Genomic DNA, 26,909 nt, shown 5'->3' with positions numbered 1-26,909 from the left:
AAGGCCCGCCCGCGGGGCCGCCACGGCGTCGGAAACGGGCAGGGGAACCGGGGGAAGGGGGACGAGCCGTGGCGAGCAGCAAGGAACGCGACCGCCGGTGGGCACGGACGGCCGCGGCGGCGGCGCTCGCGGTGCCGGCCGCCGCCGGGGTGCCGGCGGTGTGGGCGTGGTCGCAGGACGAGCCGGTGGACGGGCGGCTGGCGTGGCTGTGCGCCGCCGCGCTGGCGGTGGGCGTGGCCGCCTGGGTCCCGCTGCGCGGCAGGGCCGGCCGCGGCGCGTACACGGCGATCTGCCTGTGGGCGGTGCTGCTGCTGACCGCCGTCTGGGGTTCGGCGTTCGCGGCGGCCCAGGCCGTCCACACCGTCCGGGTGCGGGCGCACGAGCCGCGCAGCGTGCCGGCGGTGGTGACGCACTGCCGGGTGACGGGCCAACTGCCGGTGGAGGGCGGCGGCCTGGGCGCCAGGACGTACGGCTGCACCTACCGTTGGAGCGTGGACGGACAGCAGTTCAGCGAGGAGCGCCCGGTCGACGGGCCGTACCCGGACGGCCACGAGACCCGGGTCTGGCTGGAGGACGGCGGGCGGATGGTCACCGGCCGGCCGAGCCCGCTGGGGGTCCCGTTCTGGAGCGTGCTGGCCCTGCTCGGGCTGGCCGCCGCGCCGTACTTCGCCGTCCGCCTGGCCGGGCGGGCCCGGGAGGCGGGCCGGTGAGGGCGGCGGCCCCCGCACGGTTCGCCGTCGGGCCCGGGTACGCGCTGTACCGGGGGCCGCTGGCGGACAGCGCCTTCCACCGGCACGCCACCTTCCAGGTCGCCGTCGCGGGCGGGGGTGCGGGGCGGCCGGCGATCGACGACGCGACCGGGCAGCGCCACCGCGGCCCCGCGATCGTCGTGCCGCCGATGGTGCGCCACCGGATGCGCCCGGTCCGGGAGGTGCTGGTCTTCTTCGTCGACCCGCACTGCGCCTTCGCCGACCGGCTGCGCCAGGACTGCGGCGAGGGCGTCACCGTGGCCCCGCAGTGGCACGGCCTGACCGAGCGGGAGGTCCGGCCCGGTGGCGGGCGGCCCGCCACCGGCCTGGACCCGAGGCTGCGGACGGCGATGGCGGCACTGGCCGACGACCAGGTGCCGCTGGAGGGTCTCGCCGCGCAGGTCGGGCTGTCCCCGCAGCGCCTGCGGGCCCTGGCACAGCGGCAGTTGGGGGTGCCGCTGGCACGCTGGCGCAGCTGGCAGCGGCTGTCCCGGGCGGCGCTGGCCCTCGGCGACGGCTGCTCGCCGGCACAGGCGGCGGCCGCGGGCGGGTTCGCCGACCAGGCCCATTTCACCCGCTGGATGCGGGAGTTGACGGGGTTGACGCCCGCGCAGGTGCTGCCCGCCCTGCGCGGGACGGAACTTGGCCGGGCGGGCGCTCAGCCGCCGGCCCGCCGCGCGGTGTAGAAGGACATCGACCCGGTCACCGTCGCGACGGTCTCCACCTCGCGCACGTTCTCGAAGCCCGCCTCGGCGATCAGCCGGGGCAGGATGCCGTCGGCGTTGGGCTGGGTGTCCTGCTTCCCGTCGACGAGTTGGACGATCCGGAAGGCCAGACGCATCGCCGGCGTGCGCTGCTTGCCGTAGTCGGCGATCACCAACTTGCCGCCGGGGCGCAGGGTGCGGTGCATGGCGGTGAGGATCGCCCGCTTCATGGGGAGCGGGCACTGGTGCAGGACGAGGCTGGAGACGACGGTGTCGGCCGTCCCGGGGCCGACCAGGCCGTCCACCGCGTCGCCCATGCCGTTACGGAAGTCGGCGGTGCCGCCCGCCGCGGCGGCCTTGCGGCGGGCGAGGCGCAGCACGGCGGGGTCGGGGTCGACGCCGATGACGGTGGCCTGGGGTTCGGCCCGGCCCAGCAGGAGCGCGAGGGAGCCGGTGCCGCAGCCGACGTCGACGATCAGATCGCCGGGCCGGGGGGCGGCGTGCATGGCGAGCAGGCTGCGCCAGAGGCGTTCGCGGGTGAGCGAGACGATCGGGTCGTACAGCCCGAGGGCGAGGCGCCCGGCGGCGGGGGTGAAGGTGTCGGTCGTGGTCATCCGCCCAGTGTGGGCGGCCGGTTGGGGCGGAGTCTTGAACGATTCGCTCGCGACTCGCTCGCGATTCGCGGGCGGCCCCGCGTGCTCCGCCGGGCCGCCCGGCAGGAAGCGCTTCAGGATGGGGCCGGGGGGCGCACCGCTCCCGGAGGGCCAGGAACCGGAACCGTCGGAGCTCGGAGCAGTAGTACCAGTCCCAGTGCCAGGTCGACGACGACGCCCAGTGCCTGCAGCCAGTCGGGCGTCTTCCCGGGCGAGTAGATCTCCAGGTAGTCGGACAGCCCGTGCACCAGGACCAGCGGCCAGATGCTCCCGATGTACAGGCGCGCGCCGCACAGGCAGAAGCCGAACGCACCGGCCTCCAGCACCTGCCACAGCGTGTTGCCCAGGGGGGCGTCGAAGAACAGCCAGTTGTCGAGGTGCCCGACCCCGAACAGCACCGCCGTCAGCCCCGCCGCACGCACCGGGCCGAGTGGCCGCGCGACCTCCAGCACCAGTGCCCGGCTGCCCAGTTCCTCGCTGGCCCCGATACTGAGCATCAGCACCACCCCGCCCACCAGGGTCGCCGTACTGCCCTCGATCCCGGGCAGCGCCGCCAGCCCGGCCAGCGCCGCTACCGGCAGCAGAGCCGGCCAACGCGCCGTGACGCCGAGGCTCGTCACCCCGCCGGCCGCCGACATCCCCCAGGCCCGGAGCAGCACCAGCACCACCACCGCACCCGCCAGGTTGACCACGGTCGGCCCCAACTGCGGGAACCATCCGGGCTCCATCGGCGGCAGCGACTTCGCCACCACCACAATCGTCGCCTGCCAGAGGACCGCAACCCCGACCGCCCCCAGCACCGGGTTCCGGCGCACCCGACTCCCCCATCGCGTCAGCACGCCTCGATAGTAGGCGGGAAGAGGTCAAGTCAGCGTCAGTTCAGCCGAGTTGGGCCAATCCGCGAAGCGAGCAGTGCAGGGCCCGGCGCACCGGCCAGGCGGGCGGCCCCGCATGCTCCGCGGGGCCGCCCGGCAGGAAGTACGTGTTGTGCCGATCAGGCGGTGTGGAACAGCCGGGCCGCGTCCTGGATCTCCGCGACGGCCCGGGCGAAGTCCTCCAGTTCGCCGCCCCACGGGTCGGTGATGCCGGTGCCGAGGACGTGCACCGGGCGGTTGGGTCCGGCGAGGGCCTGGACGGTGTCGGCGGTCTCGTCGTCCACGGCGAGCAGGTCGTCCGCCCAGTCGATCTGCTGCCGGTCGAGGAGGACGCCGCGGTGCGCGGTCAGGTCGTAGCCGAACCCGGCGGCGGCCTGGATCATGAGCGGGTGGGCGGGCCTGCCGAGGTGCCAGTCCCTGGTGCCGGCCGAGCGCACGTCGAGGGTGCGCCCGGCGCGTTCGGCGAGGATCAGCGCGGCGATCGGGGACCGGCAGTGGTTGCCCTTGCAGATCACCAGGACGTTGCGGCGGCGCGGGGAACTCACCGGGGGTCCACCCGCTCGATCTCGAAGGTGAGCACGCCCAGCGCCTCCTTGTGGGGCGGGAAGATGGCGTGGATCGCTTCGAGCTGTTCGGCCTCGGTGGCGTGGGGGTTGACGGCTTCCACCCGCTCGGTGCCGAACATCTCCCCGAAGGTGCGGTACTTGCCGATCCGCGTGACCTTGGTCAGGCAACTCGACTCGCGGCAGGTGAAGTTGATCAGGTCTCCGACCCTGATCCGCTTCATCGACTCGTAGGCGACGCGGACTTCGACGGTCTTCTCGCCCTTGGCGATCAGGTCGAAGTACTGCCGGTAGATCGGCATGGTGCGGGGGCGCTTGGCCTGGGAGTCGTGCGTGGCGGGCCGGCGGGTGCTCATCAGGTGTTCCAATGCGGTTGTGGTGTAGGACCGGAAGAAGTGCCTGGGGTCGCTCAGCACGAGTTCGCCGAGACCCGTCAGCGCTTCGAGGTAGTCCTCCTGGGTGCCGGGCCAGGCCGAGGGGTCGAGCAGCCACGCGGGGGTGGTGTCGTCCCGGGCGGGTCCGGCGTCGGCGGCTTCGCGCAGCAGGCTCTTCGAGAGCTTGCCGCCGTCGCTGCCGAGGATCTGGGGGGTGAAGATCCGGACCGGAAGGGGCCCGGCCGGCCGGCCGAGGGCGGCGTGCGCGCCGTCGACGAGCTGGCATCCGAAGGCCCAGTCGCCGCCCTTGACCATGACGTGCAGGGTGCGGTCGCCGGGCCGGTAGGAGCGTTCCTTGACGACGTTGCGGTAGAGCGTGGCGAGGTCGAGGTAGCCGCCGCCCAGCGGGGTGATGTCGGCTTCGTGGCGGCCGTGTTCGAAGCAGTGCGCCTCGAACAGGCCGCCGGCGTCGTCCAGTTCCAGCAGCCGCGTCCGGTCCGCGTACTTCTCCGCCCACCCGCACTCGGGGCAGGGCAGCCGGATGTGCGCGGTGCCGCTGTTCGGCGACAGCCAGGTGCCGATCTCGTCGAGGAGTTCCAGCGTCCGCAGGAACTCGGCCCGGAAGGCCGGGGTGTCCTGCTGGCGGGTGTAGGTGGTGACCGTGTACGGCGCGTTCGTCCGGGCGCGGCAGGCGTCGAACAGCGGCAGGTAGTGCCGGGCGACGAGCGAGGAGATCGCGTCGGCGCCCAGGTGGTGGGCGTAGGCCCGCTGGTAGCGCCGCCCGTCGAAATTGGTCGTCTCCGCCGGGGAGTTGTCGAGCGCGCAGAACTCCACGCCGGTGTCGAGGCCGAACTCGTCGCGGGCGCGCTCCGCGAGGAGGAAGGCGAGGCTCTGGACGAGGTGGGTTCCGAGGTGCGGGTGCCCGTTGATCTGGGTGCCCACGGAGAAGCTGACGTTCTCGATGTCGGAGTCCGCGATGCGCGGCCGCAGGACGTCCACGGCGTCCTCGACGGCGTTGGCGAGCACCGTGTTCGGGGACCGGAACGTGGAGGTGGTCATGGTGCGCCTCCCTCGGGTCGGGATGGTGCGGCAGGTGAGGTGGTGCGAGAGCGCCGGTCGACGGCGGGGTGCGTGACAGACCGTAGGGGCCCCGGCGTGGCACTCTCAACGAACTTGCGCCTTCTTGCGGTTCATCACTCCATAGAGGCAACGGCGGCGGTGATCAGCGCCCTGGCCTGCACCCCGTACACGGCCATGCCGGACAGGCCCATGAAGGCCCGGACGTAGTCCGTGACCTCTCTGGACTGAAGCACGTTGACCTTCGCCGTCAGGGTCTCCACCGCCACCCGCTGATCGTCGAAGAGGTAGAAGGCTTCAAGGGGCCAGATGGCTCGCGGGCCGCAGGCCGGGATGATCCCGATGGAGACGGAGGGCAGCGACATCAAGGTGAGCAGGTGGCGGAGCTGAGCGGCCATGTCCTCCGCGCTGCCGATCCTGGTTCGCAACACCCACTCTTCGATCAGGACCGCGAACCGGCGTGTCCCCGTGTACATGAGCCGTGCCCGCGCCAGACGCGCCGGCACGGCCGCCGCGACGTCGTTCGGGGTGCCCTGGAAGTCCGTGATGGACTGCATGAGCGCCGTGGCGTACTCGGCGGTCTGGAAGAAGCCGGGGAGCACGTTGGAGACGTAGATCCGGAAGAGCCTCGTACGCTCGTAGTCGCTGATGACCTTCTCTTGCGCGAGCCTCATGCCGGAGCTGTTCCGGCGCCTCCACTCCTGGTACATCGAGTCAGCGGCACGGGATGCCGCGATCAGGTCCGGGATCCGGTCTCCGGCGTCGCAGGCCGTGCACCAGGCCCTTATGTCGTCTTCCGACGGGGCGGCCTTGCCGGACTGGATGCGAGAGGTCTTGGCCGGATGCCAACCGCACAGGGCGGACAGCTCACCTCCGTTGAGGCCGGCGTCCTTGCGGATCTCGACCAGTTGGTCGGCGATGGCCTTCCGTGCGGCGACGACGCTGGACGAAGACGACGATGGCATGTGCTGTCCACCCGGGCGGTTCAGAGCTGACTCAGACCTCGAAGTCCTCGTGGGGTACCGCTCGTTCCCACACGGCCTCGAAAGCCCTCGCGCACAGATCCACGGTGGCCGGTTCCTCGGTCATCACGTTCCGGGGAGCAGCCCACTCACCGTCGCCGGTGAACAGGTTGAACCGCACGACCCGGCTGTCGAACAACCAGAAGTCGGCTCCCGGCAACGCCAGGTCCAGCGCCCGGCTCCGGGGCAGCCATCGGATCTGCTCACCGGCCGCGATGTTGGTGAACGTGTGGGAGTGCTCGTAGCGGATGTACTCGGTGACAGGCTCCGACACGATCCGGGCACGCCGAATCGTCACCCCACGGGCGATGGTCTCCACCACGAAGTCATGGAACGGATGCCACCACTCGGCCCGGTTCTCCAGGGAGTACCGGTGTCCGGCCTTCCACGCGGCGAACTGGTCGGCCTCGTCGCCGACGCTGTACTGATCACGCATCTCCAGATGCACGGCCGACTTCTTCGTCTTCCGGAGCAGGGTCCTGAAGTCCGGCACGTTCGATGGCATCGCAAGCCTTCCTGATGAAGGGGATCATTCGCTCGGGAATACTGATCACGGACTCGTGGTCAGGTACGCCGACCTTGTGCCCTGCAACCCACTCGGTCTCGTTGACTTCTGCGAACTCGGCCCCTGTGACGGTGTCGCTCTGGATCACGAGCCGACGCCGAGCCACGTCCGCCCAGACGGTGGGCGAGCCTTCCTCGTTGGTCTCAGGGTCGATTCCGAAGAACTCTAGGCCCATGGCTACCTCTCCTGTCGCATAGCTTGCGCATCCTTGCGCCCGGAGTTGACGTTCCTGTCAGCATCCCGCGCCCGAGGCCGCCTTGTCAGGCGTTTCATCTCCCGATGAAATGCCTGCTCAGCAGACCGGCCGGACTCACTCCTCATGGTGATCGAGCAAGGTGGAGACCCAGCACGCCGCCGGTAAGAGGTACTTCAGGAGCTGGCCGGGAAATCGCCCGCCTGGACGCCGGCAACGAAGGACCGCCACGCCTCAGGGGCGAAACGGAGGACCGGGCCATGGGGATCCTTGCTGTCCCGAACCGGAACGACGCCGGCGACACCCTCGGCGACTTCGCCGCAGTCGCCGTCGCCGTTGCCGGCGCTCGACTTGCGCCAGGTGCCGTGGAGTTCCGGGGCAACCTCGATGCAATCGCCTTGACCGTTGCTGTAGGTGCTCTTGCGCCAGACGGTCTCGTGGCATCGATCTCTCAAGTTCCCTACTCCTCTGCGACGTTCCCCAACCAGGAGATGCCTTCCCTGGGTTGGACCGACGAGCACAGGCCGGGCGGCCCCGCGTGCTCCGCAGGGCCGCCCGGCAGGAAACGCTTCAGGAACCGGCCGGGAAGTCGCCCGCCCGAACGCCGGCAACGAAGGACCGCCACGCCTCAGGGGCGAAAGCAAGGGCCGGGCCGTGAGCGTCCTTGCTGTCGCGGACGGGGATGGAGTCCGGAAGCCCACTGGCGACCTCGATGCAGTTGCCGCCCTCGCCGCCGCTGTAGCTGCTCTTGCGCCATTCCAGGTCAGCTGTCATTGCGATAGTTCTCCTTCAGTAGCCGATTCATCCAGGTAGCGGACTCCTGCGGGCTCATCGCCATCTCGGTCAGCCGGTCGAAGACGAATTCGTGCCGCGCGATATCAGCTTCCCTCTCCAGATAGAGGCTGCTGGTCAGCGCTTCGACGTAGACGAGCTGACCGGGCACGTCCGAGAACGAGAGGATGTGGAACGGCATGCTCATCGCGGCGTGCGCGCCAGCGCTGAGCGGCAACACCCGAACGGAGAGATTCGGCCGCTCGACGAGTTTCAGGAGATGCAGGATCTGCTCACGCATCACCCCGGTACCGCCGATGGGCCGGCTCAGCGCCGCTTCGTTGAGAACCGCGTGGATGACGGGCGGGTCGGTTCGATGGAGGACTTCCTGCCGTTGCGTTCTGAGTTGCGACCGTCGATCGACAGTGCCCTCTATGTCGCCGCCCTGCCCCACCAGGGAGGCCCGGAAGACCGCGCGCGAGTATTCGGGGATCTGAAAGAGCCCCGGAATCAACTCCGTCTCGTACGAGCGGATCCGCGCGGCATCGGCCTCCAGACCCACGTACGTCTGGAACCAGTCCGGCAGCGTGTCCGCGTAGTCGTGCCACCAGCCGCGCTGGGTGCTGCGGCGGGTCAGCGAGATGAACTGCCGCAATTCGGCCTCGTCGCTGACGCCGTACAGTTCGAGCATCGCACGGATGTCGGATTCCTTCAGGGTCGTCTGGCCCGACTCGATCCGCGACACCTTGGTTGCACTGAAGCCGAGCTGGTCCGCGACGGACTTGGCCTGACGCCCGGTCCGTTCGCGCAATCGTCGCAGCTCGGAGCCGAGCCTACGGCGCAGCACGGTTGGACTGTCCACGCTCGTCGCTCCCTCTTGGTTGACGTCGGGTCACAGTCTGCCACCTCCCTCGGTGGTCACAAGACTCTTGCGATGTCGCGCAATTGCACGGAAGTGCGCTTGCAAAACGAAGCCATCGCGGAGCATGCTACAGGGAGTAGTCCTTCGGGTCTCCTGAGTGACCATGGCCGTCTACCGCCGGGTATTCCCATGCTTCGCCCGGCCTCCACATGGCTTCAAACTCCGTTCCTGGAAGGTGTCTTCGCCATGTCCTCCACCCCCTGCTCCGCCATCTGGCTGCCGCGCAGCCGGCGCGCCCCCGGCGAGGGGCGCACCCTCCTCGCCTCGCTCCTCGACTCCGCCCCGACCGGCGAGCAGTTCCTCGACTCGGGGCTCGTGATCGTCTCGGAGCTCGTCACCAACGCCCTCCTCCACGGCACCCCGCCGGGCCACCGCATCTACCTCTCCCTCTCCCTCGACTACGACCCGGACTTCGACCCCCACCCCACCTGCCTGCGCATCGAGGTCCACGACGCCCGCCGGGACCGCGAGCCCGTCCTGCGCGCCCTCACCCTCGACGGCGAGGCCGGACGCGGCCTGCACCTCGTCAAGTCCCTCTCCAAGGAGACCGGTTGTTCCCCCCGCCAGCCGATCGGCAAGATCGTCTGGTCCGAGGTGACCGCCGCGTGAGGGCCGACCACGACATCCGCGTGGAGATCCCGGGCCTGCGCCCGCCCACCGTCCACACCTGCAACGCCGACAACCTCGAACGCCTCTGGAACTCGCTCCACCACCTGCCGATGTCCCGCTTCCAGCACTACCTCCTGGAGCGCCGCCTCACCGGCCCCTGCGCCAGCCGCGACATCATCCGCGACCTCGACGACGCCCCCGTCCTCACCCTCCCCCTCGGCGAACACGAACTCCGCATCACCTGGGCCGACTGACGCCCACTGAACGGGCATTCGCCGCCCCGTCCCCCTCTGGCCCGCGTGCCCGCTCTCGGCGAGGATGGCCGTCAGGAGCGGAAGCGCGGGCAGCACCCCGGAAGGGACCGGCCGGGCTTCGAGCGAGCGGGAGAGGGCGAACGACGTGCCGTTACGCATGCACTTCACCGTCGAGGACCTCGCGCGCACCCGCATCGCCGACAGACCGGCCACCTGCATCGAGCTGGGCACCGCGGCACGGCAACTCCAGGAGCGCACCCACCCGGTACGGCTCGGGGCCTGGCGCCACCGCACGCTGTCCGCCCTGCGTCCCGCCTCGCGTATGGCCTTCGCGCTGATGCCCCCGCGCGGGCGGATCACCGACTTCCTGAGCGGCACGAACGCCGCTACACCCGCCGAGCTGATCGAACAGATCCGTTCCACGCCCCGCAGCCGCCTGCGAACCAGCCTGGAGGGGACGGCCCGGCACCAGCCCCTGCCCTCCTGGGCCCACCGGCTGCCCGAAGACCCGCTGCTGCTGCGGCAGTTGTGCGACAGCTTGGAACACGTGGCCGACCACGCCCTCCTTCCCCACTGGCAGGAGGTCCAGGCCATGGCCGCGGCCGACGCCGCGGTGCGTTCCCGCCAGTTGCTCGGCGGCGGCGTCGAAGCCGTTCTCGCGCGCATCAACCCGCGGCGGGTCCGCTGGCGGGCTCCCGTACTGGAGATCGCGATGGCCTCCGGTCTGGACGCCGACGTGAACCTGGGCGGACAGGGGTTGCTGCTCCAGCCGTCGGTGTTCGGCGTCGAGGCCCCGGTCGTCGACTTCGACGCGGTGCCGCAACCCGTCCTCAGCTATCCGGTGGCCCGGCTCCAGGAGGGCGCGGCCACACCACTGTTCGCGGCCCTCCCGTCCGGCGACGGCCCGGCGGTGCCGGCGGTCGACGCCGTCGGCTCCGTGCTGGGCCACACCCGGGCCGCGGTGCTCGGCACCATCGCCCGTCACCCGGGCTGCTCGACCCAGCAACTCGCCGCGCTCGTCGGCATCGCCAAGGCCAGCGCCAGCGAGCATGCCACGACGCTGCGCAACGCGGGCCTGATCGTCACCCACCGGGACCGCCGGACGACCGCCCATGTCGCCACCCCCACCGGCATCGCGCTGCTCAACGCGCCCTCCGCACGCCCCTGACCGGCCCCGGTCCCGCAACGGCGCCCGTCGGAACTCCCGGGCCGTCGCCGAGCACTGAGCAGGTTCCGCACCACGTCCACGCTGCCACGGGCCGCGCGGTCGCCCGGACCACCGGTGTTCGGGCCAGACCGAATCGCGTTGGGGAGCGGCTGCGCCGGCGTGCAGCCTGAGCACGGACGCCGGGTGCCAGGGGTTCGCAGCGCACCTCACGGCCCCGCGTCCGCCCCCCACCACCACCGCGAGCCGTGACCGTCCGCGCACCGCAGACGGCCACGGCTCCGAGAGCGAGAGAGAGGGAGCACATGTCGATGAGGAAGAGCGCGGCCCTGCTGGCCGCCGCCCTGGTCGCCGGCACGGCGTTGGGGCTGGCCCCGACGGTGGCCACGGCCGGGACCCCCGGGGAGGCCGGCCTCCTCAGCTGTTCTCACGCGTGGTCGAACCTGGACCCCGACGGCAGCCACCCGAAGACCATCACGCGCAGCAGCGTGAACATCCGCTCGGGCCCGCACGCGGCGCCCGGTACGACGTGCGGCATCGTGGGCGTCCTCAACCCGGGCGACCAGGTCTTCTATCACTGCTACACCACTACGCAGAGCGAAGGGACCTGGACCCACCTGCGCAAGAGCGGCACCTCGCTGGAGGGCTGGGTGAAGGACACCCTGCTCCCGGACGGCGGCAGCGTGTACGAGTGCTGACCTGAGCCGAGGCCTCGCGTGAGCGTCGGGGCTCCGACCGGCCGGAGCCCCGACGTGTCGTGAACCATCTCCGGCGCCCCGTAGCTGCCGCTGTCGCAGCGGGCGAAGCCGTGGCGCCGCTACGGTTCCTCCGTGACTTCACCTGCCTGGACCGATGACGAGATCGTTGCGAGGATCCGCGACTTCGCCGAGGCCCGCCGCCTCCCCTGCCCCGCACCGGCACAGGCCGCGGACGAGTTCGAGGCCCTCACCGGGTTTCCGATGCAGCCGCTGCTGCGGAGGATCTACTGCGAGGCGGCCAACGGGGGCTTCGGACCCTACGGCGGCGCCCTGCGCCGCCGCGGCAGCGTCCCGTGCGGCGTTGTGTCGCTCACCGACACCAAGCAGCGGTTCAGCAACGAGACGTCCCTGATGAGCCTCTACCGTAACTGGCTCTCCCAGCCGTCCGGGGAGCAAGACTTCTATCCGCGCAACGTGCTGCCGCTGGCGACCCTCGGCGGTGTCATCTGGTGGTGCATCGACCTCAGCACCCCGGAAGGCCGCATGTGGGGCGGGGACGAGAACGCCTGCGACCGCCACTGGCTGGCACCGCAGGACCTCACCCTCGCGCAGTGGCTCACCGACTGGCTCCGCGGCGACGACACCGCCCCGGAGATTCCGGCCGTTCCCGGCTGCCCCACCTGCTGACGGCCCGCTGCCTGCGGCCCCTCCCGCCCGCACGCCCGTGACCTGCGGTTTTCCGCTGAGCTGCGGGCGGCCTGACATCTGGCTAGCCTGGTCGTCGGGTGGCTGCGAAGCATCGCCGTGCCACCGGGCCCCTGGAGGCCCGGCAACCGGTGAGCGATCCGCCCCTCGGGCACGTGCGGCACCGCCCCGTGATCCACCAGGGCTTCCGACGCCATCCGCGGACGAGCCCACACACCTCTCGGACACCCCACAAGGGACACCACATGAGAGCGATCACCCTGTCTCCCGCCAAGCGCATCGCCACCGCCGCCATCACCGCCGTGCTGCTCGGCGGCACCCCCGGCCTGGCCACGGCAGCCACCCCGCAGACCGCACTGCCGACCCAGCTGACCGCGGACTGGTACCGGCTCAGGATCTACCCGAACAACACCCCGGCCAGGCAGCTGGGCGTCGACAGCAGCGGCAAGGTCGTCGTGTCCGTCGTCGACCCCGAGAACCAACGCCAGCAGTGGAGCCTGAGCGGCACCGGCAGCAGGCAGCTCATCAAGAACAGGGCGACGGGCACGTGCCTGACCGCGCCGAGCGACACCCTGGACCCCGTCACCCTCCAGACCTGCGACAAGAACAACACGCACCAGCAGTGGGACCTGCACTACGTGACGTCCACCCAACTCCAGGTCTCGCCCCGGAACCACCTCTCCCTCGCCCTCACCGGGGGCGCACAGGCCGGCAGCAACAGGGCCGTCCTCCGGGACTATGCGGCACAGGCCAACCAGCAGTGGGCCTTCCGGCCCGTGAAGTAGCGATCCCCCGAGGCACCCGGTCCCCCGCCCCGGCAGGCCCTTCGGCGCCACGGCACGCCCGTGACCTGCGCTTTCCGGCTGAGCTGCGGGCGGACGGACATCTGGCTAGCCTGGTCGGGTGGGTACGAAGCACCTCCGTATCCACGGGCCCAGGAGGCCCGGCAGCCGGGACGGCGAACGATCCGACCCCTCGGGCACGCCCGGGCACGCCCCCGTGACCCGCAGGGCTTCCGGCACCACCCCCCGCCGAAGAGCCCGCACCGCACTCCTCTCGGACACCCCACAAGGGACAACCCACATGAGAGTGACAACCATGTCTCCTGCCAAGCGCATCGCGACCGCGGCCATCACCACGGCACTGCTGGCCGGCACCCCCGGCCTGGCCATGGCAGCCACCACCCCGCAGCCCACCCAGCAGACCCTGCCGACCCGGAGCTGGGTCCGGCTGGAAGTCCTGCCGCCGACCCAGCCCAGCGTCGTGAAGACGATGGAGGTCAACAGCAGCGGCACGGTCGTCATGGCCGACCGCGAGCCGAACAACAACCGCCAGTTCTGGAGCCTGAGCGGCCCCACCGGCAGGCAGCTCATCGAGAACAGGGCGACGGGCACGTGCCTGACCGCGCCGACCAGCGGCGCCAGGAGCCTCGTCACGCTCCAGACCTGCGACAGGAACAACGTGAACCAGCAGTGGAACGTGCGCTACTGGTCGGAGGGCAGGTTCACGGTCTCGCTCACGGCCCGCCCCGCCCTCTACCTCACCGGGGGCGCGACCATCGGCACCGAGGTCACCATCAGGATCTACACCTCGACCTTCGCCCAGCACTGGGCCGCGGTGCCCCCGGGGCGCTGATCCCCCCGGACGAGCGCCCGACCCCATGGCACGCCGACCCACCCCGCGGCCCTGCCCGACCCCCGGTCGGGCAGGGCCGCGTACGTGAACGCCCCCTCGACATCCCCGCATCCGCCGCATCCCCCGCCTCCCCGACACCCCCATCACCGCGATCCCCCTAGGGAGTTCCCATGGCCGCCCCCGTACGCCCCGCCCCGACCGGCACCGAGGCCACGTTCCCCATCGACGAATCCTTCATGTCCGGAAAGACGGAGAACCAGCACTGGGTCCTGCACGGCAACGCGACACTGACCACGGGACCGAACGGCAGTCTGCAACTGACCCCCGACAAGAATGACCAGGCCGGCACCGCCTACCTCGACCAGCCGTTCTCCTCCCGGCTCGGCGTCAGCATCGAGTTCGACTACGCCTGCGAGGGCACCGCCACCGGCGGCGACTTCGGCGACGGCTTCTGCCTCTACCTCATCGACGGGAGCAAGACCACGGACACCGGCGCCTACGGCGCCGCGCTCGGGTACTCCCGCATGGGCGAGACGCCCAGCACCACGAAGCCCGGCGTCACCGCCGGATACGTCGGCATCGGCTTCGACAACTACGGGAACTACGCCTCCTCCCTGGCCGGCCCCAACGCACCGGGGCGCACGCCCGACATGCTCGGCCTTCGCGGCTCCGGCAACCTCCTGGACAACTTCCGCTGGCTCACCGGCGTGAAGGTGCCCGGCGGCTTCCGGGCGAACTGGCAGAACCACGCCCGCATCCGGATCAGCATCATCGAGGGCAAGTTGACGGTACGTCACACCAAGGGCTCCGACACCGAGACCCTCATCGACAACTACGACCTCACCACAGCCCCGGGGCAGGTCTCCATGCCCGCCACCTTCAAGCTCGGCCTCTCGGCCGGCACCGGCGGGGCCAGGGCGTCCCACTCGATCAGGCACCTGTACGTCGCGCTGCCCGCCGACCTGCCGCTCACCATGACGGGCCCGGCGAAGGCCAAGGTCGGCGAGAAGGTCTCCTACACGATCACGGTGGAGAACAACGGCCCGAACGACACCCCCGACGCGGAGGTCACCGGCACGATCCCCGCCGGCCTGTCCGACGTCTCCGTGACGTGCGACCCGCACGGCGCGGCCGTCTGCGGGATCGGCTCCACCACGAACGGGCTGCGCCAGCCGGTGACCCTCCCCAAGGGCGGCAGCGCGAAGATCACCGTCACCGGCACCGTCACCCGCGCCGCCGCGAACAGTACCCTCAAGGCCACCGCCAAGATCTCCTCGCCGACCCGCGCGAACACCTCCATCCACTCCTCCGGCGCGGTGGACACCCAGGTGCCGGCCGTACCCGTCCCGGTCGGCGGCCAGGTCGTCGCCCACCAGGGCCAGACCGGCTGGGCCCAGGGCGACGACCCGAACACCCTGATCGTCACGGTGGACACCAGCCAGGCGAAGTACGAGCAGACCCCCGTCTACGTCGTCTCCGTCGCCGGCCACCAGTACGTGGCGAACCTCGGCGCCCCCGGCATCCACAAGACGTCCAAGGACGGATTCGAGGTCGGACTGCGCTGGGTCGACCAGTCCGACCTGGACGTCGCGGAAGCGGAGAAGGACGGCTTCCGGCTGGACTGGATCGCCTGCCCCCAGGACGCCGAAGGCGTCGCCTGCGGCCAGACCAGCCCCGACGCCTGGCGGCAGGAGAAGGACGAGTCCCGGATCATCCTGGTCGACGTGGACACCCGCCACAAGGGCTTCACCACCACGCCCGTGATCGCCGCCTCCGTCGTGGGCGACCAGCTGACGGCCGACCTCAGCACGGTCGCGGTCATCGACCCCAGCCGCGACGGCTTCACCGTCGGCATCCGCCTCAGCAACCAGAGCGACCTCAGCCCGGCAACGGCGAAGAGCCGGGGGCTGCGGATCAACTGGATCGCCTGCCCCGAGAACACCACGACCCTCGCCGCCGGCCACACCGCCTCCGACGCCTGGCGCCAGGGCGGCGACGCGAGGATCCTGTTCACCGACGCCACGGCGCAGCAGTCGAAGCTGCCGGACAGCCCCGCGTTCGTCGCCACCGTCGTGGGCGGCATCAAGGCCGCCGAACTGTGTGTCCCCGGGATCTACAGCGCCAAGAGCACCGGGTTCACCGCCGGTGTCCGCCGCAGCGACCAGGCCGCGCTGGCACCGGACTTCGCCAGTGCCAACGGTATCGGCGTGAACTGGATCGCCTGCCCGATCCCGCCGAAGTGACCCGACCGCTCACGTAGCCCGTCGAAGTGACCGTCGGCCCAGGGGAGTTCAGCCGCTCCCCTGGGCCGACGGGTCTGCCGGGCGCGCGGTCGCGCGGGTGACCATGCGGTGCATGACCGCGGCGGGGACGGCCGGGTTGCGGGCGGCGGCTTCGGCGTTGCACGGGTCGAGCAGGCGCGTCGCCAGCTCGGCCGCGGGCAGCACCGGGTTGGCCAGCGCGTGCCACCGCACGCCCCGGTCGGGGTCGGCGGCCAGCCGGACCAGGGCCTCGGGGTCGATCCGCGGGTCGCCAGCGGCGCCGCGGCGCACGCCCGGGTCGGAGTCCCGGGCGAGCCGGTCGACGTGGGCGGTGGTGGAGGCCGGGTCGTCGAGCGCCAGCACCCGCAGGCGCGGGTTCGGGTCCGCCGCGAGACGCAGCAGGCCGTCGCGGGGGAAGTTGGGGTGGTTGCGGGGGCGGCCGGGGAAGGAGAGGCTTCCGTCCCACCAGGCCGCCACCTCCAGCAGCATCGCGGGCGGGGCGTCGTCGCAGGACTCGGCCAGGAAGAGCCGCACCACGCGGTCCTCGTCCCGGGCGAGCAGGGCCGCGACGTCCGCGGGCAGGTGCGGTGCCCTGGCGACGCTGCGGCGGATCAGGAGTTTCGGGGAGGCGGCGAGGCGGCGCATGGCCGCGGCGTCCTGGTGCAGTGCGCCGACCCACCACAGGGCCGAGGAGAATCCGTCGGGCTCGATGTCGGGGACCTCGGCGGCCATCGCCTCGATCTCCTCGGGGGTGGCGGGCGGCACGGCGTCGGGGTGTGGGGCGCGGGCGATGCCGCGGCCGCCGCCCGGGCGCTTGCGGGCGTTCAGGTGCTCCTCGGCGAGCTCCGCGAACAGCCCGCGCCGGGGCGTCCCGGGCTTGGCGGCGATGAGGCGTTCCCACTGGGCCGGTGACAGGTGGCCGGCTTCGGCGGCGGTGACGCGGACCTGCCGGGCCGGGTGGACGACGGCGGCGTCCAGGACGGCTTCGGGCAGGTCCTCGCGGTACAGGAACCAGGGCCGGCCGGCGTCCAGGAGCCGCAGGAGCAGGTCGGTGGGCGCGGCGTGGTTGAAGCCGAGTCCGGTCAGCCAGGCGGCGCCTGTCTCCTCGTCGACTGTGGCGGCCGAGGTCAGCGCGGCCCAGGCGGGGGCGGGGGCGGCGGGGTGTGTCTGTGTCACCGGCCGAAGCCTACGCGCGGCCTGTGGCGTTGGCGCTGGTCCCGCGCCACACCGTGGTGCACGTCGCGGGCGGCCCCAAGGCCGCCGAGCTGTGCGTCCCCGGGATCTACGGCGCCGACCGTACCGGCTTCAAGGCCGGCGTCCGTCTCGGCAACCAGGCCACGCTGCCCCCGGGCTTCGTCCGCGCCAACGGCATCGGCGTGAACTGGATCGCCTGCCCGCTCCCGCCGAAGTGACCCGTCGAGGCGGCCCGCCGGCGTGACTTCACTCCCCCGGCCGATAGTTTGTCTACGTCCTAGATGTTTTGATGGGAGTCCACACATTCGGTGTGGGTTTTTCTAAGGAGATCCACGCATGGCCCAGCTCCCCCCCGGCGTCGTGAAGCTGACCGACGGCGAGACCGCACCCCCCAAGACGCTCGCCATCTACCGCGACAGCAACCGAAAGGGCCCCGCCTACGGGATCGGCGCCGGCTTCGCGGTGAACCTCAGCGACCTGCCCATGGACGGCCACAACGGCACGAAGAGCGCGTCCAAGAACATCTCGTCGTGGGTGAACAACACCGACAGCGATGCCGTTCTGATCGACGACACGGGCAAGCGGACCTTGCAGGCCAACAGCACCCTTGAGGAGTCGTCGGCGACCAACGACAGCGTCACCCGCGTCGAGTGGGTGGCGTGACGCCCGACCACCGGGAACGCCTGGTACTCCAGCAGGGCTTCGATATCCGGCCAGCTCCCGGCTTCACGGCGGGGGAACCAGGCTGACGCCCGATCGAGGGGCGGTCTCCATGAGACCGCCCCTCGATCACGTGCGGTGGGCGTCCTCGACACCCCCTTCCGACGGGGTGCGCCCGTGTCACCGGCCGAAGCCGGCGCGCCGGGCGGGGGCCACCGGAGTCAGGAGTGCTCGATCTCGACCGACGTGATCACCACGTCCTCGAGCGGGCGGTCGTCCGCGGTGGGGGTGGTGGCGATCGCGTCGACGACGGCCTTGGAGGCGGCGTCGGCGACCTGGCCGAAGATGGTGTGACGGCGGTTGAGGTGGGTGGGGGTGCCGACCGTGATGAAGAACTGGGAGCCGTTGGTGCCCGGGCCGGCGTTGGCCATCGCGAGCACGTAGGGCTTGGTGAAGAACAGCTCCGGGTGGAACTCGTCGGCGAAGGAGTAGCCGGGGCCGCCCGTGCCGGTGCCGGTCGGGTCGCCGCCCTGGATCATGAAGCCCTTGATCACCCGGTGGAAGAGCGTGCCGTCGTAGTACGGGCCCTGGCCCGGCTCGCCGGTGCGCGGGTCGGTGTACTCCCGGGTGCCCTCGGCGAGTTCGGTGAAGTTGCGGACCGTCTTCGGCGCGTGGAACGGGAACAGCTCCAGGCGGATCGGACCCGCCGTGGTGTGCAGGGTGGCGAACCGGGCAGTGGCCACGGGTGACTCCTCGGGTGCGGCTGGTACGGGCGGTGCGGGGCAGAACGGGCGGTGCGACGGACGGCCGATGCGGTGACCTGGGCCGTTCGGCTACCGCATCCTGGCACAGCGTGCGCCCGCGCGGCCGAACCGGGTGGGACGATCCACCCGTCACACGTACAGAGGGCTTCACGGGAGAGGGCAGGTGGTCGTGGTGGTCGGCGCGGTTCTGGTGGGGGTGCTGGTCCTGGTCGTCGCGGGGTGCGGCTGCGTGGTGTGGGCCGACCGGGGCGGGCCGCGCTGGGCCCGCGTGGTCGCAGCCCTCACCCTCGGCGCCGGGCGGGCGGTGCGCGGCTACCAGCGCAACCGGCCGCGCCGGTTGGGCAGCGGCGGGGGTGGCGGGGACGGCGGGGACGGCGGGGACGGCGACTGAGCCGCCGGGCCTTGACGGCGCCGGACGCGGCGGTGCCGGACGTGACGCGTCCCCGGCCGCCGGAGTGGTGATCGGCGGCGGCCGGGGACGCGAGGGAGTGTCAGCTCTCGGTGGAGCCGGTGGAGCGGCGGCGGGCGGCCACGACCAGCGCCGCGCCCGCGGCGAGGGCAGCGGCGGCGCCGCCGGCCTCCCAGCCGAGCCCGTCGGTGCCGGTGGAGGCGAGCGTGCCGGTGCCCGTACCGGTGGTGCCCGTACGGGTGGTGGTCCCGGTGCCGGTGGTCTCGGTGAGGCCGGCGGGCTGGACGGTCTGCGGCTGCTGCCCGGAACCGTCGGTGCCCGTGCCGGTGCCCGTACCGCTCTCGGTGCCGGTGCCGGTGCCGTTGCCGGTGCCGGTGCCGGGCTTGGCGGCCGCGGCCGCGGCCTCGTCCTCGGCGCGGGCCTTGGCCCAGCCCTCCTTGAGGAAGGCCGTGATGTCCGCGTCGTTGCCGTCGAAGGCGACCAGGGCGGCCTTGCGCACCGCCGGGCCGCCGGTCTCGATGATCTGGGAGACCTTCACCCGGTTGTCGCTGGCGCGCAGGCGCGGCAGCTCGACGGTCATGAAGTGCCGCGCGGCCTCGGCGTTGCCGTCCATGGCCTTCTGGGCGGCCGCGACGGTGTACGAGCTGCTCTCCTTGTCGGCGATGACGCGCAGGATGTCGACCCGGTCGTCCTCGAACTGGGCCTTGGCGAAGCCCTCGTTGAGGAACGCCTCGACGGCCTCGTCCGTGCGGGCGTCCAGCGCCTTGCTGGCCGCCTCGCGCACGGCCCGACCGCCGGCGTCCATGAGCTGCACGAGCTTGACCCGGTTGTCGTCGCCGCGCAGCTTGGGCAGCTCGGCGGTCAGGAAGTGGCGCAGCTCGGCGGCACCGCCCTTGAGGGCCTTCTCGGCGCCCTCGCGCACGCCGCGGCCGCTCTTCGGGTCGGCGAGGATGGCCTCGACCCGGGCGCGGTCCTCGTCCTCGGCGCGGGCCGTGAACTGGCCGGTCTTCAGGAACTCGGCGATGGCCTCGTCGCCGCCGTTGATGGCGGCACGGGCGGCCGCCTTGACGGCCGGGCCGCCGGCGCTGTGGATCCGGGCGGCCAGGAGCCGGTTGTCCGACTTCCGCAGGTCGTCGAGCTCGACCTCCAGGAAGTGCCGCAGGTCGGCGGCGGTGCCCTTGAGGGCCTTCTCGGCGCCCTCGTGCACCCTGCTCCAAGATTCCGCCGGCGACTCGGCGAGGATGCGCTCGACCTCGGCGCGGTCGCGCTGCTCCTGCGCGTCGCCCTGCTCGGGCGCGGTGTCCTTGGCGGAGTCCGAGCCGGTGTCAGGGCCGGAGATGCCGGTCGGCTTGGGGGTATCGGAGGCCGAGGCCGCGGTGGGGAAGAGGACGGCGGGGGCCAGGACGGCGGCCGCGACGACTGCGGACACCCGGGGCAACTTCATCGAGGGCAGACCTGCTTCGTGTGAAAGGCTTATGAACGACCGACAGCATAGATCCACTTTTTACGATTGCCATACCAATTATCTGCCGCTCCCCCGTCCAGGGGCGCGGCTAGGGTGTGGCGGATGAGCTTCCACCTCATCGTCGGACACGGGCCCGCCGGGGCCGCCACCGCCCGCCTGCTCGCCGAACAGGGTCACGAGGTGCGGGTCGTCACCCGCACCGGGGCCCCCGCCGGGCCGGCCGTCCCCGGCGTCGAGCACCTCGCCCTGGACGCGAGCGACCCCGTACGGCTGGCGAAGGCCGCCCGCGGCGCCGTCGCCCTCCACGGCTGCGCCGCGCCGCCGCTGCCGCAGTGGACGCGGCTGTGGCCGGCGCTGGCCGACTCGCTGTGCGCGGCGGCCGAGGAGAGCGGCGCCGTGCTGGTCATGCTCGGCAACCTGTACGGCTACGGGCCGGTGGCCGCCCCGATGACCGAGGACCTGCCGCTCGCCGCGACCGGCCCCAAGGGGCGGGTGCGGGCGGCGGCCTGGGAGCGGGCGCGGGCGCTGCACGAGGCCGGGCGGATCCGGGCGGTGGAGGTGCGGGCCTCGGACTTCTTCGGCCCCGGCGTCACCGACGGCGGCCACCTGGCCGCGCGGGTGATGCCCGGTCTGCTGAAGGGCCGCTCGCTCGGCGTCGTCGGGGCCCCGGACGCCGTGCACAGCTGGACCTATCTGCCGGACGTGGCCCGGGCGATGGTCGAACTCGCCGGCGAGGAGCGGGCCTGGGGCCGGGCCTGGCACGTGCCGACCGCTCCTGCCGTGTCGATGCGGGCGATGGTCGACCGGCTGGTCGCCGAGGCGGGTGTCGGGCCGGTCGCGGTACGCCGCCTGCCGGCGGCGGTGCTGGCCGTGGCGGGGCTGTTCTCCCCGCTGCTGCGCGAACTGTGGGAGGTGCGCTACCAGTTCGACCAGCCGTTCGTGGTGGACTGCTCCGCGTACGAGGCGGCGTTCGCGGTGCGGGCGACGCCGCTGGAGGAGCAGGTGCGGGCGACGGTCGCCTGGTGGCGCGAGCGCACGCAGCCGTAGCCGGTCGGGTGGTGGAGGCGAGGTGCCGCTGGGGCCCGCAGCGCACGCCGCGGGCCCCAGCGGTCGACGGACTCCGTTCGTCCGGCAACGCCGCGTCTCCTACTGTCCGTTCGTCGGCGGCTTCTCGCCGTCCAGCCCCGCGCGGATGTTCTGGGCGAGGATTCCGGTCTTCGGGTCGTCGCCGTCGAGGGAGTAGACCATGACGCCGCCGAGTTTCTGGTCCTTGGCCCACGCGGCCTTCTGGTAGACCACGGTCGGATCGTCGTAGGTCCAGAAGATGTTGTCGTCCTTGCTGTACCGCCAGGCGAAACTCGGCTTCTTGTTGTCCGGCTTGTAGGAGACCGGGTACTTGCCGGAGTCGAGTGCGGCGAGGTCGCGGTAGTCTTGGATACCGTCTTCGTACTTGCCGGGGGGCTTCCCGTTCGCCGAGTTGCCCAGTCCGTCGGCGTTCTCGGTGCCCACGTTCTTCCAGCCGCGGCCGTAGTACGGGATCCCGAAGGTGAGCTTCGCCCGGGCGCTCTCTCCGGCCGCTTTGATCCACATGCCGACGGCCGTCTCCACGGAGAGGTCACCGGTCGTCGGAGGTTGGAGTGCCGACTGCTGGTTGGTCTTCTTCTCCCAGGCCCCGTGGAAGTCGTAGCCCTGGATGTTGCCGAAGTCCAAGCACTTCATGACCTCTGCGGCGTTCCAGCCGGCATCCATGATCTTCGGGTCGGCGGGGAGGAAAGCGGTCAGCAGGTACTTGCCTCCACGCGGGGGGTAGGCCTTGACCAGGGCCGGATCGTCGAGCTGCTTGCGGAACTCCTTCAGCAGTTCCACGAAGTTGGCCTTGTCGTCCTTGGTGTACTTGTTCCCGTGGGTGCCGTCATCGGCTTTGAGGCCGCTGTCGCAACCGGGCCACTCCCAGTCGATGTCGATGCCGTCGAAGATTCCCTTGGCCACGCCGGTGCCGCCGAATTTCTTCACCAACACGGGGGGCTTCGGCTTCTCCGGAGGCGGCACCCAGGCCTGCTGCCAGATCTCCTCGGGCAGATTCCCCTTGATGTACAGGTCGATGCAGGAGCTCACGAAATCCTTCCGGCTCTGGGCGGTCGCCGCGACGGACGACCAGTTGCGGCTGCACGTCCAGCCGCCGAGCGACACGAGGACCTTCAGCTTGGGGTGCTTGTCCTTGAGCTGCTTGAGCTGGTTGAAGTTCCCCATGAGCGCCGACGCACCCCAGCCCGGGTCGTCGGCCTCGATGGACGGCGCGAAGTCTTTGTCGTTCTTCTTGAACGGTTTGCCGTAGTCGGCGTCGGCGTCTCCGGTGTTGATGTTCGCGTCCGCTCCCAGCTTCGCACTGTCCCCGGCGCTCCTGGTCTCCTCGAAAGCCCGGTAGCCCGTGTACCCCTCGGGGTAGTCGGTGGATGTCGCCACATCTCCGGATGTGATGTTCCCGAACGCGTAGTTGAGGATGGTCAACCTGTCGGCGGTGCCGTTGTCGTGGATGGTCTTGAGATAGACCTGCCTGCCGTATATCGACCACTGGGTGAAATAACCGACGAATTCCATGCTTTCTCCCTTGACGAGGCGTGTCGGGCGTTCGGCGGATGCGGTTCGTCCTGGCCGACGCGCGGGCGCGCGCCCGGAGGCCGCATGCCCCCGTTGCCGCACCAGCGGTTCACGGCCGACGCTCCTCATTGACACGCGGTTCCCGGCGGCCCGCATCCCGGCACTGCGGCGCGGGCCATCGCCGGGAAGGCGCCGGCGAAACGGGATGCCGGCGCGCCGAGCGGGTGGAGCACAGGCACAGGCGGCGGCCGCCGGAGCCCGCGAACTCGCGCTCGGACACGGCCGGGCACCCCATCACCCCATGCTCCGTTCGGGTGGCGGACATCCGCCGCCGCCCCGTGGCCCGTACACCTTCCCGGCGACGGCCCGCGCCGAACAGTGGCGCGCCCTGCGCCCTGCGCCCCGTGTTCCGTGTTCCGTGTTCCGTGTTCCCGTGACGAACCCCTCCGTGCCCGCCCCTTCCTCGTCCGTTCACCGGACGCCGGGCCCCGGCTTCCGTAGTATTCCGTCCGTGGCCAAACGACGTGACGTTGAGCGGGAAGTCCTGGCATCCATAGGCGAGTTGGCGTCCTCCGGGTTACCCGCCGCCGAGCTGTTCCGCGAGCTGCACACCCTGCTCCAGGAACCGCTCGGCTTCGACGGCGGCTGCTGGCACGGCAACGACCCGGTCACCGGGTTCCCCACCTCCACCGTCTCCGACGGCCTCGATTTCGCCCAGTTCGAGCAGGCCGTGCAACTGGAGCTCCAGGGCGGGGACTCCACCACCTTCACCGCGATCCGCACCGCCGGCCACCGGGTGCAGACCATCGACCGGGCCACCGACGGTCGCCCCGAACGCAGCGTCCGCTACCGGGAGTTGCTCCATCCCTGCGGCTACGGCGACGAACTGCGGATCAACTTCGACCTCGGCGGCGGCCGCTGGAGCTCCGCGGCGTTCATGCGCGAACGCGCCCGCGGCCGCTACGACCTGCCCGACCTGCGCCTGGCCGAACGCGTCGCCGCGCCCATCGGCGCCGCCCTGCGCGACACCCACCTCGCCGCCCTGCGCAGCGCCGGCCCGCCGCAGCCCGCGCACACCCCGGCCGTCGCGATCCTGGACGGGTACGGGCGGCTGCGCTCGGCGGACGCGGCGGCCCGCCAACTGATCGGGCGGATGGCCGAACCCACCGCCCACACCGGCGGGGTGCCCAGCGGCTTCCTCACCGTCGCCCGCCTGGCCGCCCGCCGCGGCGGCCCCACCGAGATGCGGGTGTCCACCCCCGACGGGCAGTGGCTGACCCTGCACGCCTCCCCGCTGGACGGCCGCCGCGGCGGCGTCGCCGTCGTCGCCTCCCCGGCCTCCCCCGTCCAGCGCCTGCCGCTGGCGATCCTCGCCCACGGCCTGTCCCCGCGCGAACAGCAGGTCGCCCTGCACGCGGTGCGCGGCACCAGCACCAAGGACATCGCAGCCCTCCTCCACCTGACCGTGCCCACCGTCCAACAGCACGTCACCGCGATCCTCCACAAGACCGGCGTGGGCAGCCGCCGCGAACTCGTCGCCCTGCTGATGGCCGACCACCTCCCCACCCTCGGCCTGCCGCCGCAGTAGCGCCCCCTGCGGCCGCCCTTATCCGGCCGCCCTTCTCCGGTCTGCCTGCTCCGGTCACCGGGCCGAACCGCTGTGCCCCGCGCCCCGCCGGTGTCCGCGCATCGCGGCGCCTGCTAGCATCCGCGCAGTTCAGCGGCATGATCACAGGAAAAACAGAGTGGGGTCCGGATGCAGGACGGTACCGGCGAGCAGCCGCACGACACCGCGGCGGCGCAGGACGCGGCGACGGCACAGGACGCAACGGCAGCGCAGGGCGGCGAGGTGACACGCCGTCGGCGGCGGTCCCTCGCCGTCGCGGCGGGGGTGTGCGTCCTCGGGGCGGCCGGGATCGGCGCGGCGCTCCTGGTCTCCTCCCCGGGCGGCACCTCGGCCGGGCCGGGCGGCGCGGCGAGCCCGGCCGCGTCGGCCAGCCCTTCGGCCGACCCCTCGCCCAGTGCCCCGGCGCAGGCCGCGCCTGCGGCCGCCCCGGAGGCGACGGCTCCGGCGAACACCGACCCCGCACCCGCACCCGACCCCGCTTCCACCCCGCCCGAGGCGGCGGTCGCGGCGACGCAGGACGCCGGGGACGCCGAGGCCGGCGAGCCGTCCGCCCGGCCGGCCACCTCCCGCCCCCGGTCCCAGGCCGCGCCCACCACCGCGGCCGCCGGTACGAGCGGGGCGCAGTCTGCCGGGGAGCAGTCGGCGGGCCGCTCGCAGGCGCCGGCCGGCAAGCCGTCCCCGTACTGGACGATCCCGCCGCGCCCGGAGCTGCCGGCCCCGCCCACGTCGGTTCCGACCAATGCCCACTGCCCGCCGCTGCAGGCCATGACCTACGACGGCTGCCGGTCCATCGGCCCGGTCATCACGCTCCCTCCCGTGGTGCGGCCGACGGGCTGACCCGAAGGCTGCCGCGGCGTGGCTGCTGCTGGAGGAGTGGCCGGACGCCCTGCCGGGGCGGCATTGCCAGGACATCGCCGTCGCGCCGTTCGAGGCGCTTCGAGGGCCGTTCGAGGTGCGGTTCGAGGGCTGCCCTGTTCGGCCCGGTCCCGGAGGTGGGCGGGGACGAGCAGGACGGTGCGGGCGGGGAGTTCCGTCCGGCCCGGGCTTCCGCCCCGGTGGGACGGGTGCGCGACGGCCTGGTGCGGCGCGGCGTGAACTGTCTGCTGTTCACCGCCGACGGCGCCCACGACACCATGCAGCAGGGCGGCGCCATCCCCGGCCACCTCGCCACCGCCACGTTCGGCTCGCGCGCCCCCGAACGGCTGGCGGTCCTGCGCCGCCACCAGGGCGAAGGGCCGCTGACCGCCATGGAGTTCTGGATCGGCTGGTTCGACCAGTGGGGCCTGCCGCACCACGTCCGCGACCCGAAGGAGACCGCCGCCTCGCTGGACGAACTGCTCGCCACCGGCGCCTCCGTCAGCCTCTAGATGGCGCACGGCGGCACCAGCTTCGGCCTGTGGGCGGGCGCCAACCACTCCAGCGCCCACCCGCTGGACGCCGGCTACGAGCCGACCGTCACCAGCTACGACTACGACGCGCCGATCGGCGAGGCCGGCGAGCTGACCGAGAAGTTCCACGCCCTGCGCGAGGTCATCGGCCGCTACCTTCCCCTGCCGAACGGCGAACTGCCCGGCCCCGTACCCCGGGTGGCGCCGCAGCGGCTGGAGCGCGCGCGGGGCAGGCGGTCCTGGCGCGGGCCCTGGACGCGCTGTCGCGGCCGCGGCGGCACGCGGCGCCGCTGCCGATGGAGCAGGTCGGGCAGGACCGCGGCCTGATCCACTACCGCACCCGGGTGCCCGGCCCGCGCCCCGAACTGCCGCTGCGCATCGACGGGTTGGCCGACCGGGCGCAGGTCTTCGCGGACGGCCGCCCGATCGGGGTACTGGAGCGCAACTCCCCCGGCGCGACGCTGCCGCTGGCCACCGGGCCCGACGGGGTCGTACTGGACATCCTGGTCGAGGCGCTGGGCCGGGTGAACTACGGCCCGCAGATGGACGACCGCAAGGGCATCACCCGCGGCGTCTCGCACGGCCACCAGCGGCTCTTCGGCTGGGAGATCCGCCCGCTGCCGCTGACCGACCTGTCCGCGCTGAGTTTCACCGACGGCGCCGACGGCACCGAGGCCGGGGAGGCAGGCGACGGGGAGCCGGGCGACGGGGAGCCGGCCTTCCACCGCTTCACCGCCGAACTCCCCTCCCCTGCCGACGCGTTCGTCGCCCTGCCGGACTGGGGCCGCGGCCTGCTGTGGCTCAACGGCTTCCTCCTCGGCCGCCACTGCGCCGCCGGCCCCCAGCGCACCCTCTACGCCCCCGCCCCCCTGTGGCGGGCCGGCACCAACGACCTGGTCGTGCTGGAACTCGAACGGCACGGCACCGCAGTGGAGTTGCGCGACGAACCGGACCTCGGCCCGGTCACGGCGGCCCCCAGCTCCGACTACTGACCGGCCGGGGCCGAACG

General features: G+C 72.1%; 31 protein-coding genes and 1 pseudogene. 18 read left to right on the top strand and 14 right to left on the bottom strand.

Annotated elements, in window-relative coordinates:
- Window positions 1–68 precede the first annotated feature (68 nt).
- The gene (locus ACGF13_RS26775; protein WP_392879562.1) at window positions 69–710 is read left to right on the top strand and encodes a hypothetical protein; all 642 of its coding nucleotides are present in this window, start codon (window positions 69–71) and stop codon (window positions 708–710) included.
- Window positions 707–1,435 (top strand): helix-turn-helix domain-containing protein, encoded by a 729-nt coding sequence (locus tag ACGF13_RS26770; RefSeq protein ID WP_392879560.1) that lies wholly within the window; start codon window positions 707–709, stop codon window positions 1,433–1,435. The genes ACGF13_RS26775 and ACGF13_RS26770 overlap by 4 nt, the downstream gene beginning before the upstream one ends.
- On the opposite strand, the gene ACGF13_RS26765 is transcribed toward ACGF13_RS26770, so the two are convergent.
- The 10 genes from ACGF13_RS26765 to ACGF13_RS26720 form a co-directional block, all read right to left on the bottom strand.
- Window positions 1,408–2,067 (bottom strand): class I SAM-dependent methyltransferase, encoded by a 660-nt coding sequence (locus ACGF13_RS26765; protein ID WP_392879557.1) that lies wholly within the window; start codon window positions 2,065–2,067, stop codon window positions 1,408–1,410. The genes ACGF13_RS26770 and ACGF13_RS26765 overlap by 28 nt on opposite strands.
- A 113-nt stretch (window positions 2,068–2,180) precedes the next feature.
- Complete coding sequence (locus ACGF13_RS26760; RefSeq protein WP_392879554.1) at window positions 2,181–2,945, bottom strand: CPBP family intramembrane glutamic endopeptidase; 765 nt, start codon at window positions 2,943–2,945, stop codon at window positions 2,181–2,183.
- Between the two features lie 155 nt (window positions 2,946–3,100).
- Window positions 3,101–3,526 carry a low molecular weight phosphatase family protein gene (locus ACGF13_RS26755; RefSeq protein WP_392879552.1) on the bottom strand — a complete coding sequence of 142 codons (426 nt, stop codon included), beginning with the start codon at window positions 3,524–3,526 and terminating at the stop codon, window positions 3,101–3,103.
- Window positions 3,523–4,977 carry an ASCH domain-containing protein gene (locus ACGF13_RS26750; protein WP_392879550.1) on the bottom strand — a complete coding sequence of 485 codons (1,455 nt, stop codon included), beginning with the start codon at window positions 4,975–4,977 and terminating at the stop codon, window positions 3,523–3,525. The genes ACGF13_RS26755 and ACGF13_RS26750 overlap by 4 nt, the downstream gene beginning before the upstream one ends.
- 134 nt (window positions 4,978–5,111) lie before the next feature.
- On the bottom strand, window positions 5,112–5,960 hold the full coding sequence (locus ACGF13_RS26745) for a helix-turn-helix domain-containing protein (RefSeq protein WP_392879547.1): 849 nt from the start codon (window positions 5,958–5,960) through the stop codon (window positions 5,112–5,114).
- 31 nt (window positions 5,961–5,991) lie between these two features.
- Window positions 5,992–6,522: a DUF6879 family protein gene (locus ACGF13_RS26740; RefSeq protein WP_392879545.1), complete on the bottom strand. Its 531-nt coding sequence runs from the start codon at window positions 6,520–6,522 to the stop codon at window positions 5,992–5,994.
- On the bottom strand, window positions 6,446–6,757 hold the full coding sequence (locus ACGF13_RS26735) for a hypothetical protein (protein WP_392879542.1): 312 nt from the start codon (window positions 6,755–6,757) through the stop codon (window positions 6,446–6,448). Before ACGF13_RS26735 ends, ACGF13_RS26740 begins: the two co-directional genes overlap by 77 nt.
- Window positions 6,758–6,951: 194 nt before the next feature.
- Window positions 6,952–7,230 (bottom strand): DUF397 domain-containing protein, encoded by a 279-nt coding sequence (locus tag ACGF13_RS26730; RefSeq protein WP_392879540.1) that lies wholly within the window; start codon window positions 7,228–7,230, stop codon window positions 6,952–6,954.
- A gap of 115 nt (window positions 7,231–7,345) precedes the next feature.
- Entirely contained in the window at window positions 7,346–7,549 is a 204-nt protein-coding gene (locus tag ACGF13_RS26725) for a DUF397 domain-containing protein (RefSeq protein WP_392879538.1), read from the bottom strand.
- Entirely contained in the window at window positions 7,539–8,408 is an 870-nt protein-coding gene (locus ACGF13_RS26720; RefSeq protein ID WP_392879536.1) for a helix-turn-helix domain-containing protein, read from the bottom strand. The genes ACGF13_RS26725 and ACGF13_RS26720 overlap by 11 nt, the downstream gene beginning before the upstream one ends.
- Window positions 8,409–8,654: 246 nt before the next feature.
- On the opposite strand from ACGF13_RS26720, the gene ACGF13_RS26715 reads away from it, so the two are divergent.
- The 8 genes from ACGF13_RS26715 to ACGF13_RS26680 all read left to right on the top strand — a co-directional run bounded on the left by ACGF13_RS26715 (window position 8,655) and on the right by ACGF13_RS26680 (window position 15,777).
- The gene (locus ACGF13_RS26715) at window positions 8,655–9,077 is read left to right on the top strand and encodes an ATP-binding protein (RefSeq protein WP_392879533.1); all 423 of its coding nucleotides are present in this window, start codon (window positions 8,655–8,657) and stop codon (window positions 9,075–9,077) included.
- Window positions 9,074–9,331 carry a hypothetical protein gene (locus ACGF13_RS26710; protein ID WP_392879530.1) on the top strand — a complete coding sequence of 86 codons (258 nt, stop codon included), beginning with the start codon at window positions 9,074–9,076 and terminating at the stop codon, window positions 9,329–9,331. Before ACGF13_RS26715 ends, ACGF13_RS26710 begins: the two co-directional genes overlap by 4 nt.
- A gap of 145 nt (window positions 9,332–9,476) precedes the next feature.
- Window positions 9,477–10,499, top strand: a complete 1,023-nt coding sequence (locus ACGF13_RS26705) for an ArsR/SmtB family transcription factor (protein WP_392879528.1) — start codon at window positions 9,477–9,479, stop codon at window positions 10,497–10,499.
- A gap of 308 nt (window positions 10,500–10,807) precedes the next feature.
- Complete coding sequence (locus tag ACGF13_RS26700) at window positions 10,808–11,194, top strand: SH3 domain-containing protein (RefSeq protein ID WP_392879525.1); 387 nt, start codon at window positions 10,808–10,810, stop codon at window positions 11,192–11,194.
- A 132-nt stretch (window positions 11,195–11,326) separates the two neighbouring features.
- Window positions 11,327–11,881 carry a hypothetical protein gene (locus ACGF13_RS26695; RefSeq protein ID WP_392879522.1) on the top strand — a complete coding sequence of 185 codons (555 nt, stop codon included), beginning with the start codon at window positions 11,327–11,329 and terminating at the stop codon, window positions 11,879–11,881.
- 263 nt (window positions 11,882–12,144) lie between these two features.
- Window positions 12,145–12,684 (top strand): ricin-type beta-trefoil lectin domain protein, encoded by a 540-nt coding sequence (locus ACGF13_RS26690; protein ID WP_392879519.1) that lies wholly within the window; start codon window positions 12,145–12,147, stop codon window positions 12,682–12,684.
- 313 nt (window positions 12,685–12,997) lie between these two features.
- Entirely contained in the window at window positions 12,998–13,534 is a 537-nt protein-coding gene (locus ACGF13_RS26685; RefSeq protein WP_392879516.1) for a ricin-type beta-trefoil lectin domain protein, read from the top strand.
- 170 nt (window positions 13,535–13,704) lie between these two features.
- A complete protein-coding gene (locus ACGF13_RS26680) occupies window positions 13,705–15,777 on the top strand; it encodes a hypothetical protein (protein ID WP_392879514.1) in 2,073 nt (690 codons plus the stop codon).
- Between the two features lie 48 nt (window positions 15,778–15,825).
- Here ACGF13_RS26680 and ACGF13_RS26675 read toward each other — a convergent pair whose 3' ends face one another.
- Window positions 15,826–16,971 (bottom strand): hypothetical protein, encoded by a 1,146-nt coding sequence (locus tag ACGF13_RS26675; protein WP_392879511.1) that lies wholly within the window; start codon window positions 16,969–16,971, stop codon window positions 15,826–15,828.
- A 23-nt stretch (window positions 16,972–16,994) separates the two neighbouring features.
- Here ACGF13_RS26675 and ACGF13_RS26670 point away from each other — a divergent pair, with 23 nt between their 5' ends.
- Together ACGF13_RS26670 and ACGF13_RS26665 are read left to right on the top strand one after the other, a co-directional pair.
- Window positions 16,995–17,207 carry a hypothetical protein gene (locus tag ACGF13_RS26670; protein ID WP_392879509.1) on the top strand — a complete coding sequence of 71 codons (213 nt, stop codon included), beginning with the start codon at window positions 16,995–16,997 and terminating at the stop codon, window positions 17,205–17,207.
- Window positions 17,208–17,325: 118 nt separating this feature from the next.
- Entirely contained in the window at window positions 17,326–17,652 is a 327-nt protein-coding gene (locus tag ACGF13_RS26665; RefSeq protein ID WP_392879506.1) for a hypothetical protein, read from the top strand.
- A gap of 218 nt (window positions 17,653–17,870) precedes the next feature.
- On the opposite strand, the gene ACGF13_RS26660 is transcribed toward ACGF13_RS26665, so the two are convergent.
- Window positions 17,871–18,392 (bottom strand): peptidylprolyl isomerase, encoded by a 522-nt coding sequence (locus ACGF13_RS26660; RefSeq protein ID WP_392879504.1) that lies wholly within the window; start codon window positions 18,390–18,392, stop codon window positions 17,871–17,873.
- A gap of 184 nt (window positions 18,393–18,576) precedes the next feature.
- On the opposite strand from ACGF13_RS26660, the gene ACGF13_RS26655 reads away from it, so the two are divergent.
- Entirely contained in the window at window positions 18,577–18,804 is a 228-nt protein-coding gene (locus tag ACGF13_RS26655) for a hypothetical protein (protein WP_392879501.1), read from the top strand.
- Between the two features lie 100 nt (window positions 18,805–18,904).
- Here the strand turns inward: ACGF13_RS26655 and ACGF13_RS26650 are convergent, their stop codons facing one another.
- Window positions 18,905–20,251 (bottom strand): ALF repeat-containing protein, encoded by a 1,347-nt coding sequence (locus ACGF13_RS26650; protein ID WP_392879498.1) that lies wholly within the window; start codon window positions 20,249–20,251, stop codon window positions 18,905–18,907.
- Window positions 20,252–20,389: 138 nt separating this feature from the next.
- Here ACGF13_RS26650 and ACGF13_RS26645 point away from each other — a divergent pair, with 138 nt between their 5' ends.
- A complete protein-coding gene (locus ACGF13_RS26645) occupies window positions 20,390–21,334 on the top strand; it encodes an NAD-dependent epimerase/dehydratase family protein (protein ID WP_392879496.1) in 945 nt (314 codons plus the stop codon).
- Window positions 21,335–21,433: 99 nt separating this feature from the next.
- Here ACGF13_RS26645 and ACGF13_RS26640 read toward each other — a convergent pair whose 3' ends face one another.
- Complete coding sequence (locus ACGF13_RS26640) at window positions 21,434–22,885, bottom strand: glycoside hydrolase family 18 protein (protein ID WP_392879494.1); 1,452 nt, start codon at window positions 22,883–22,885, stop codon at window positions 21,434–21,436.
- Between the two features lie 511 nt (window positions 22,886–23,396).
- On the opposite strand from ACGF13_RS26640, the gene ACGF13_RS26635 reads away from it, so the two are divergent.
- The 4 genes and pseudogenes from ACGF13_RS26635 to ACGF13_RS26620 all read left to right on the top strand — a co-directional run bounded on the left by ACGF13_RS26635 (window position 23,397) and on the right by ACGF13_RS26620 (window position 26,892).
- Window positions 23,397–24,473, top strand: coding sequence for a LuxR C-terminal-related transcriptional regulator (locus tag ACGF13_RS26635; protein ID WP_392879492.1), 1,077 nt, complete (start codon window positions 23,397–23,399; stop codon window positions 24,471–24,473).
- Between the two features lie 168 nt (window positions 24,474–24,641).
- Complete coding sequence (locus tag ACGF13_RS26630) at window positions 24,642–25,349, top strand: hypothetical protein (protein ID WP_392879490.1); 708 nt, start codon at window positions 24,642–24,644, stop codon at window positions 25,347–25,349.
- A 296-nt stretch (window positions 25,350–25,645) separates the two neighbouring features.
- Window positions 25,646–26,227: pseudogene (locus ACGF13_RS26625) on the top strand (beta-galactosidase).
- Complete coding sequence (locus ACGF13_RS26620) at window positions 26,197–26,892, top strand: hypothetical protein (RefSeq protein ID WP_392879489.1); 696 nt, start codon at window positions 26,197–26,199, stop codon at window positions 26,890–26,892. The pseudogene ACGF13_RS26625 and the gene ACGF13_RS26620 overlap by 31 nt, the downstream one beginning before the upstream one ends.
- The last annotated feature ends 17 nt before the right edge of the window (window positions 26,893–26,909 follow it).

Origin of the sequence: Kitasatospora sp. NPDC048286 (assembly GCF_043201735.1) — a bacterium.
Lineage (GTDB): Bacteria > Actinomycetota > Actinomycetes > Streptomycetales > Streptomycetaceae > Kitasatospora.
This window is presented reverse-complemented; position numbering and strand designations above follow the sequence as displayed.